The sequence below is a fragment of the Acinetobacter sp. Root1280 genome, assembly GCF_001425285.1.
GTDB lineage: Bacteria > Pseudomonadota > Gammaproteobacteria > Pseudomonadales > Moraxellaceae > Acinetobacter > Acinetobacter guillouiae.
In genome coordinates this window covers 219,684-226,079 of sequence record NZ_LMED01000003.1, presented here as the reverse complement: position 1 = coordinate 226,079, position 6,396 = coordinate 219,684, and the positions used below count along the sequence as shown (strand labels likewise).

Sequence of the window (6,396 nt, the reverse complement as noted above, 5' to 3'; positions counted from 1 at the left end):
AGTTGTTCTTCATATTCTCTTAATGATCTTCTCAATGCTTCGTCAGCATCAAGCTAGGTCGGCTATACTACTCTCTATCTCTAAAAAGTCAATCAATAATGTTAATTATTTTTTCTAATAAACCCAACTTTAACCTTATCTTAAAATCTCAATTCGAAATCTTAACAACTTAATCAAGTACCTGATTTATCAGAAGTTTTATTTAACATCACCGCCGATGGATGTGCATTCTACAGCATTCCCAATCCAACACAACCCNCTCATCTTAAAATCTCAATTCGAAATCTTAACAACTTAATCAAGTACCTGATTTATCAGAAGTTTTATTTAACATCACCGCCGATGGATGTGCATTCTACAGCATTCCCAACCCAACACAACCCCTTTTTTTAATTATTTTAATTGTTCGAACAAATATTGTTCGTTTATCATATTTATTCACACTTTTTAATCAAATTTGCTTTAATACATATGTAATAACTGCTGTTAGAATACGATTATGAAGTCTTTAATATAGCTATATCGTTATTGACTACTTTTACTTTAAGAATATTTCAAGGAATTCTATGCGTCCTTATCATGTACTCTGGGCTTGTTTACTTAGCATTGGTCTGACTAGCCATGTATTTGCTCAAGACGAATTATCTACTCAAGAGAATTCTGACAATGCGGTTTCTACAGACTCTGTTTCAGATGATAAGTCGTCTCAAGAGAATTCTTCGACACTAGAAAACGAAGCAACGTCAAAACATCCAAGAATCGAAGCGCTTAAAGAGCTTAAAAACATCACAAAAAATGACTTAAAAGTGAATGCCAATGCAGCACAACCAGATGCTGTAAAAGATCCACTTCAACCATTGAACCGTGAAATTTATGCGTTTAATGACATGATCGACCGTAATGTGGCTCGACCTATCGCAGTTCAGTACAAAGAGAAAGTGCCAGGTGATGTACGTTCCTCATATAGTTTATTTCGTAAAAACTTAAGTGAACCATGGAATGCGGTCAACCAACTTGCTCAAGGACGCTTTAGCCGTGCAGCAAAGTCCTTAGGTCGTTTTACTATTAACACAGTCACCTCTCTAGGTTTAGCCGATCCTGCAACTCGCTTAGGTTTAGCAACTGAAGAAGAAAGCTTGGGTACAACATTAGGTTACTACGGTATTCCAAGTGGTCCTTATGTGATGCTACCTATTTTAGGACCAAGTACCCTTCGTCACTCAGCTGATTATGTTGCTGAAGGTTATGCCAATCCGCTTACTTACCCAATGGATAATAACCATCAAACAGGTTTAATCTGGGGTAATCGTACTTTAGGTGGGATTAATACGCGCTCTAAACTTCTAGATGTTGAAAGTGTATTGCAAGGTGATCGTTACTCAGCAATTCGCGATATCTATTTACAACGTTTAGCATTCCAAATCGCTGAGAAAAAAGGCCGTGGACAGGAAGCTGTAGCGTTTGTAGATGATGACGAGGATGATAGCAATAGTCCTGCTGATACAAACGCAGACAAATAACCACAATATTTTGTTAAACTTATTTGCTAGTAATTCATATGGTTTTACTAGCATTGTGGTGTCATCTATAGTAAATCTACTGGATAATGCTTTTATACCGATTAAGGATCATTCATTTCTTCTATGTATTTCATTCAACCCAGTCGCCAAATTTCAAGCTTAGAACAAGTATTAGATACGCTTCCTAGCTTGCAGATGATTACCATTGAAGACATTCATCGTTATGATCCAACAATTATTGCAATTGCAGACGTCCACGATTTTTTACAATACCAATGGGCTTTGCCTACCATTGTCATTGCACAAGAAAATGAAGGAAGCGAACTTTCTCAAGCATGGGAACTTGGCGCCCTTGCTGGTTGGATCTGGACCAAGCTTCCAGCCAATCTTGAAGATTCTTTATTAAAAATTGATGCGCAATATAAACGTAATCAAGATAGCCGTGATTTACCTTCTGCTGCAGAACTACAAAAGAAACTTCTTCCAAATCCAATTGAACTACAAAACTATAAAGTTGAGACGCTTTTCCAGCCGTCAGCATATTTGTCTGGTGATTGGTATGACTACTGGAAAATCAGTGATAAAGAGATCATGTTCTATTTGGCTGATGTGTCAGGACATGGGGTAACCAGCTCGTTACTGACATCTTGGATGGCTGCCTTTCATGGTCGCTCGAAAACACCAAGGGAGTTGATTAAAAAACTCAATGGTATGCTGGTTCAAGAAAATATTGAAAAACATATCACGATGTTAGCTGGAATTCTAAATCTAGAAACACATGCTTTAAAATGGTCAAGTGCGGGGCATTACCCTCCCCCCATCATTTTTGAGCCCAACCAAGCCCCTCGTGTCTTAAATACCAGCAGTTTTCCTTTAGGACTCACAGAAGATTTAGAGGTTGAAGAATTCCAATGTACCTTAACCAAGCATGCGCGGTTCATTATTTGTTCTGATGGTGCCCTTGAACCATTCTCAGGTGGTTTGAATGAACAGTTCTCACAATTGGTCTATCATTTGCAAAATCAATCATTCCGCGCACCAGAACATGTAGCAGATGACATTGCAATCCTCAGTCTCCGCAGAATGAATTAACAACATAATCAAATACATATAATAAATTAGACTAATAACCTATACGCAAACGCTTGAGTATAGACTTGCGCTATGTGATAATTTTCCTATCCTTCTCTGCAAATGGCATTTATATGTCAACAGGTCATGTTGAATATGCAAGCTTGAATGGAACGCATATTTTCAAACTTATTGGTGAAGTGCGAGCCCAATCTTGTATTAGTTTAGACAAACTTTTGGCAAGGATTGAACAACAGAAAAACGTCATTGGCGCAATTGTTGATTTAACCCAAACCACATTTATTGATAGTACAGTTCTTGGAATACTTGCCAAGCTTGGCTTAAAGTTGAAACAAGTACACCACATCCAAGCGGTGATGCTGTCCACAAATCCAGATATTACCACTCTAGCCAATAGCATGGGCTTAGGGCAGGTTTTTGTCATTTTAAATTACTGTGGTGACCCTCAAGTGTGCACCAATGCTTTGATTGACGATAACGTTAATCACAGCACAATGCTGTGTACCGTTCTCGATGCACACAAAACATTAATGAAGCTCAATGAAAACAACCAAAATATGTTCGAGCCATTAGTTAAACAACTTGAAAAGCAGCAAGATACAATGGAATGTGTATCTTCAAACCAGCAAAACGCTTAATAATTTCAAAATTGCTTTATCAGGGATAGCCCATGACTTTACTTTCCGTTGTTCAAATGAACTCTCAAAATGACATTGAAGCAAACTTCAGTGTGATTGAGTCGTTGATACAACAAAGTAAAGCTGATGGCGCATCTTTGATTGTGTTTCCTGAAAATTTTGTCTGCTTTGCCGCAGGTAAACAACGGGAAACTGCTGCACGTTTTGAAGAAATTCAAAAGCGTTTAGAAAACTTAGCACATCATTATCAAATATGGATTGTTGCAGGGACATTGCCTTGCCCTTTCCGTCCAGATGGTTCAATTATTGCTGACGGTCGAGTTCGTACTGTCAGCCTATGTATCAGTCCAGAAGGTACTGAAGCACGTTATGACAAAATTCACTTGTTTGATGTACAAGTGGGTGACGCTGTTGGCGGGTATCAAGAATCTCAGTTTTTTGAACCAGGCAGTGATATTGTTGTCGCGAAAACACCTTTTGGACAAATCGGTTTGATGGTTTGCTACGACTTACGTTTTCCAGAACTTGCTCTCACCTTGCGATCGCAAGGGGCAAATATTTTGACTGCACCAGCTGCATTTACCTATACCACAGGTCAAATGCATTGGCAGTTATTACTTCAAGCACGTGCGATGGACAGTCAATGTCATGTTTTAGGTGCAGCACAACAAGGTTGGCATGGTGAAAAACGTCAAACCTGGGGACATGCTGGTGCAACCAATAGTCGTGGGCAGATTTTAGCGATTACAGATGCAGAAGGCGCGCAATTGATGACGGTTCCTTTTGACTTGAATGAGCAGCGCTCAATTCGTGAATCAATGCCTTTAATGCAACATCGCAAATTGATGTCATTCTAAGCCTGTATTGCCATTAATGACTTTTATTTCCTGAACGAGACAAAACAACGTTATACTTGTGAGGCGTAATATCTTCACGAGACAAGCATGCAACAAGACTATTCAAACTTAAATCTTGATCATCAACTCTGCTTTCTTGTTTACTCTACAAACTTAGCATTAAATCAACTTTATCGTAAATTACTCACACCACTAGGACTGACCTATCCACAGTATTTAGTTATGTTAGTGCTTTGGGAAAAAGATGGTCTAACTGTATCTGAAATCGGTGAAAAACTCTTTTTAGAATCATCTACCCTGACCCCCTTACTCAAAAAATTACAAAGTAATGGTATTGTTAACCGCGAACGTTCTACGAAAGATGAACGTCAAGTGATTATTAGCCTCACTGTTCAGGGCCATGCGCTAAAATTAAAAGCCGTGGATATTCCGTTACAAGTTGCTCAAGCCAGTGCCTGTGATTTAGACAGCATTACTCAATTGAAAGATCTTCTTTCAAACTTACGCGAAAACATTTCAAAATAAAGTTATCAAATTTTACACAAACGCTACTTGTTTAAATATTTATATCGTATACGATATAATTGAACGCAATCAAAAATGGATGGTTTCCGATGTCTTTAGAAAAAGTAGTTTATACAGCACATGCAAAAGCAACTGGCGGTCGTGATGGTCGTGCAACATCATCAGACGGAATTTTAGATGTTAAATTAGCAGTGCCTAAAGAAATGGGTGGTGCTGGTGGTGGTACCAATCCTGAACAACTTTTTGCAGCAGGTTATTCTGCTTGCTTCCTTGGTGCGATGAAATTTGTTGCGAATCGTGATCATTTGAAAATTACCCCAGATGTTTATATCGAAGGTGATGTTGGTATTGGTCCAATCGCTACTGGTTTTGGTATTCAAGTGACTTTAAATATTCATTTAGAAGGTTTAGAGCAAGAAGAAGCACAAAAGTTAGTAGATGCTGCACATATCGTTTGCCCATATTCAAATGCGACTCGTGGCAATATTGATGTTACGTTAAATGTGATTGTTTAATTTATTGTTTCTACCTCAAATCAAGTATGTTTTGAGGTAGATGCTTAAATCTCGAATAAATTTATAAAAAATATTTTTTAGAATAAAAAAGATACACTATATTAGGCAAATAATTACAACCGAGCTTATAAGAATGGCAGCATTATTTTATGTATGGGATGCAACTCAACATCATCCGCAAAAAACAATTTCCACATTAGAACAAGCTGAATTTTTTGCAACCAATCCTCAAGATTTAGGTTTCACTGAAAACTTAAAAAGCTGGTTGTTAGATGTTGAACAAATTGTCACAAGCCCTGAACTTGCTGAGAATTTTGATGAAGAAATAATCCAATTTTTTACTAAAGTACAAGGTTTCTTTAATTTTTCATCAAATGTTTTTGTGATTGAACATTTACAAGAAAAGAGTAAATATCTTTATAAAATATTAGTCGAAACATTACGTAAACATAAGCTCGTTGCTTTTGATGCAAAACATTATGTGTTTTTTAGTCAAGATGTTATTTTTCCTGATCAAGAAAGTATTGAGGAAATGTTGGGTGCAGTTAATCCCATTACCAAAGAACAATTATTGCAATTTAAAGCTATTCCAGAGAATGGAGATAAGTTGATAGTATTTGCAAAAGAATGGTTAAAAATTAATAAAAAATCATTAAAATTCAATGAGTCTGTTAAAAATAATCAATATACAAAAAAACATAGTTATTATAGGGATTTTAATGACTTAATATATGAGAGTATTTTAATTCTATGTGCAAATAAAAAAAATGTAACTACATATAGTGAAATAACGCTATCAAGTTATATACAAATTTCAACCCAGAAAGCAATTAGGATAGTCAGAACACATTATATAAATAATTACACTTTACAATATTTTCCAAATATTCATGGTGTTGAAGGTGAAGCCAGTCATTTTGATGATCCTAGTCAATTACAATTTGTCCTTCAACAGGTTTATGATTTCTTAATTTATGATGCAGAAAAGCATAAAAATTTAAATACTTTAAATCAGTGGGTAAATCATGGTGATGAAAAGCAATATATTACGGGTTTAGGGGTTATTTCTCGTTTGGTGTTTGCGAAATATATGAATGATCCTTTATATGATCAATTAGTTGATGAAGCTCTGCCATATATTCAAAGGCATCGTTTTTTTAAAAAAATGACATTGGAAGATTTTCATGAAAGATTGACCAAAGAAATAAAAGATATTTTAGACAAATAAACTATTCCATATATCAAAAGT

At 36.2% G+C, this 6,396-nt stretch carries 7 protein-coding genes; all 7 read left to right on the top strand.

Annotated elements, in window-relative coordinates:
- The first annotated feature begins 566 nt into the window (after positions 1-566).
- The 7 genes from ASC84_RS05495 (at position 567) to ASC84_RS05465 (ending at position 6,375) form a co-directional block, all read left to right on the top strand.
- Positions 567-1,520, top strand: a complete 954-nt coding sequence (locus tag ASC84_RS05495) for a VacJ family lipoprotein (protein WP_004726001.1) — start codon at positions 567-569, stop codon at positions 1,518-1,520.
- Positions 1,521-1,643: 123 nt separating this feature from the next.
- Entirely contained in the window at positions 1,644-2,612 is a 969-nt protein-coding gene (gene gigA / locus ASC84_RS05490) for an RsbU family protein phosphatase GigA (RefSeq protein WP_004725998.1), read from the top strand.
- A 113-nt stretch (positions 2,613-2,725) separates the two neighbouring features.
- On the top strand, positions 2,726-3,250 hold the full coding sequence (gene gigB, locus ASC84_RS05485) for an anti-anti-sigma factor GigB (RefSeq protein ID WP_016539397.1): 525 nt from the start codon (positions 2,726-2,728) through the stop codon (positions 3,248-3,250).
- Positions 3,251-3,282: 32 nt separating this feature from the next.
- The gene (locus ASC84_RS05480) at positions 3,283-4,107 is read left to right on the top strand and encodes a carbon-nitrogen hydrolase family protein (protein WP_056512366.1); all 825 of its coding nucleotides are present in this window, start codon (positions 3,283-3,285) and stop codon (positions 4,105-4,107) included.
- Between the two features lie 87 nt (positions 4,108-4,194).
- On the top strand, positions 4,195-4,632 hold the full coding sequence (locus ASC84_RS05475) for a MarR family winged helix-turn-helix transcriptional regulator (RefSeq protein ID WP_034612440.1): 438 nt from the start codon (positions 4,195-4,197) through the stop codon (positions 4,630-4,632).
- Positions 4,633-4,721: 89 nt separating this feature from the next.
- The gene (locus ASC84_RS05470; protein WP_004817050.1) at positions 4,722-5,147 is read left to right on the top strand and encodes an organic hydroperoxide resistance protein; all 426 of its coding nucleotides are present in this window, start codon (positions 4,722-4,724) and stop codon (positions 5,145-5,147) included.
- Positions 5,148-5,280: 133 nt separating this feature from the next.
- Positions 5,281-6,375: a hypothetical protein gene (locus tag ASC84_RS05465; RefSeq protein ID WP_056512363.1), complete on the top strand. Its 1,095-nt coding sequence runs from the start codon at positions 5,281-5,283 to the stop codon at positions 6,373-6,375.
- Positions 6,376-6,396 lie beyond the last annotated feature (21 nt).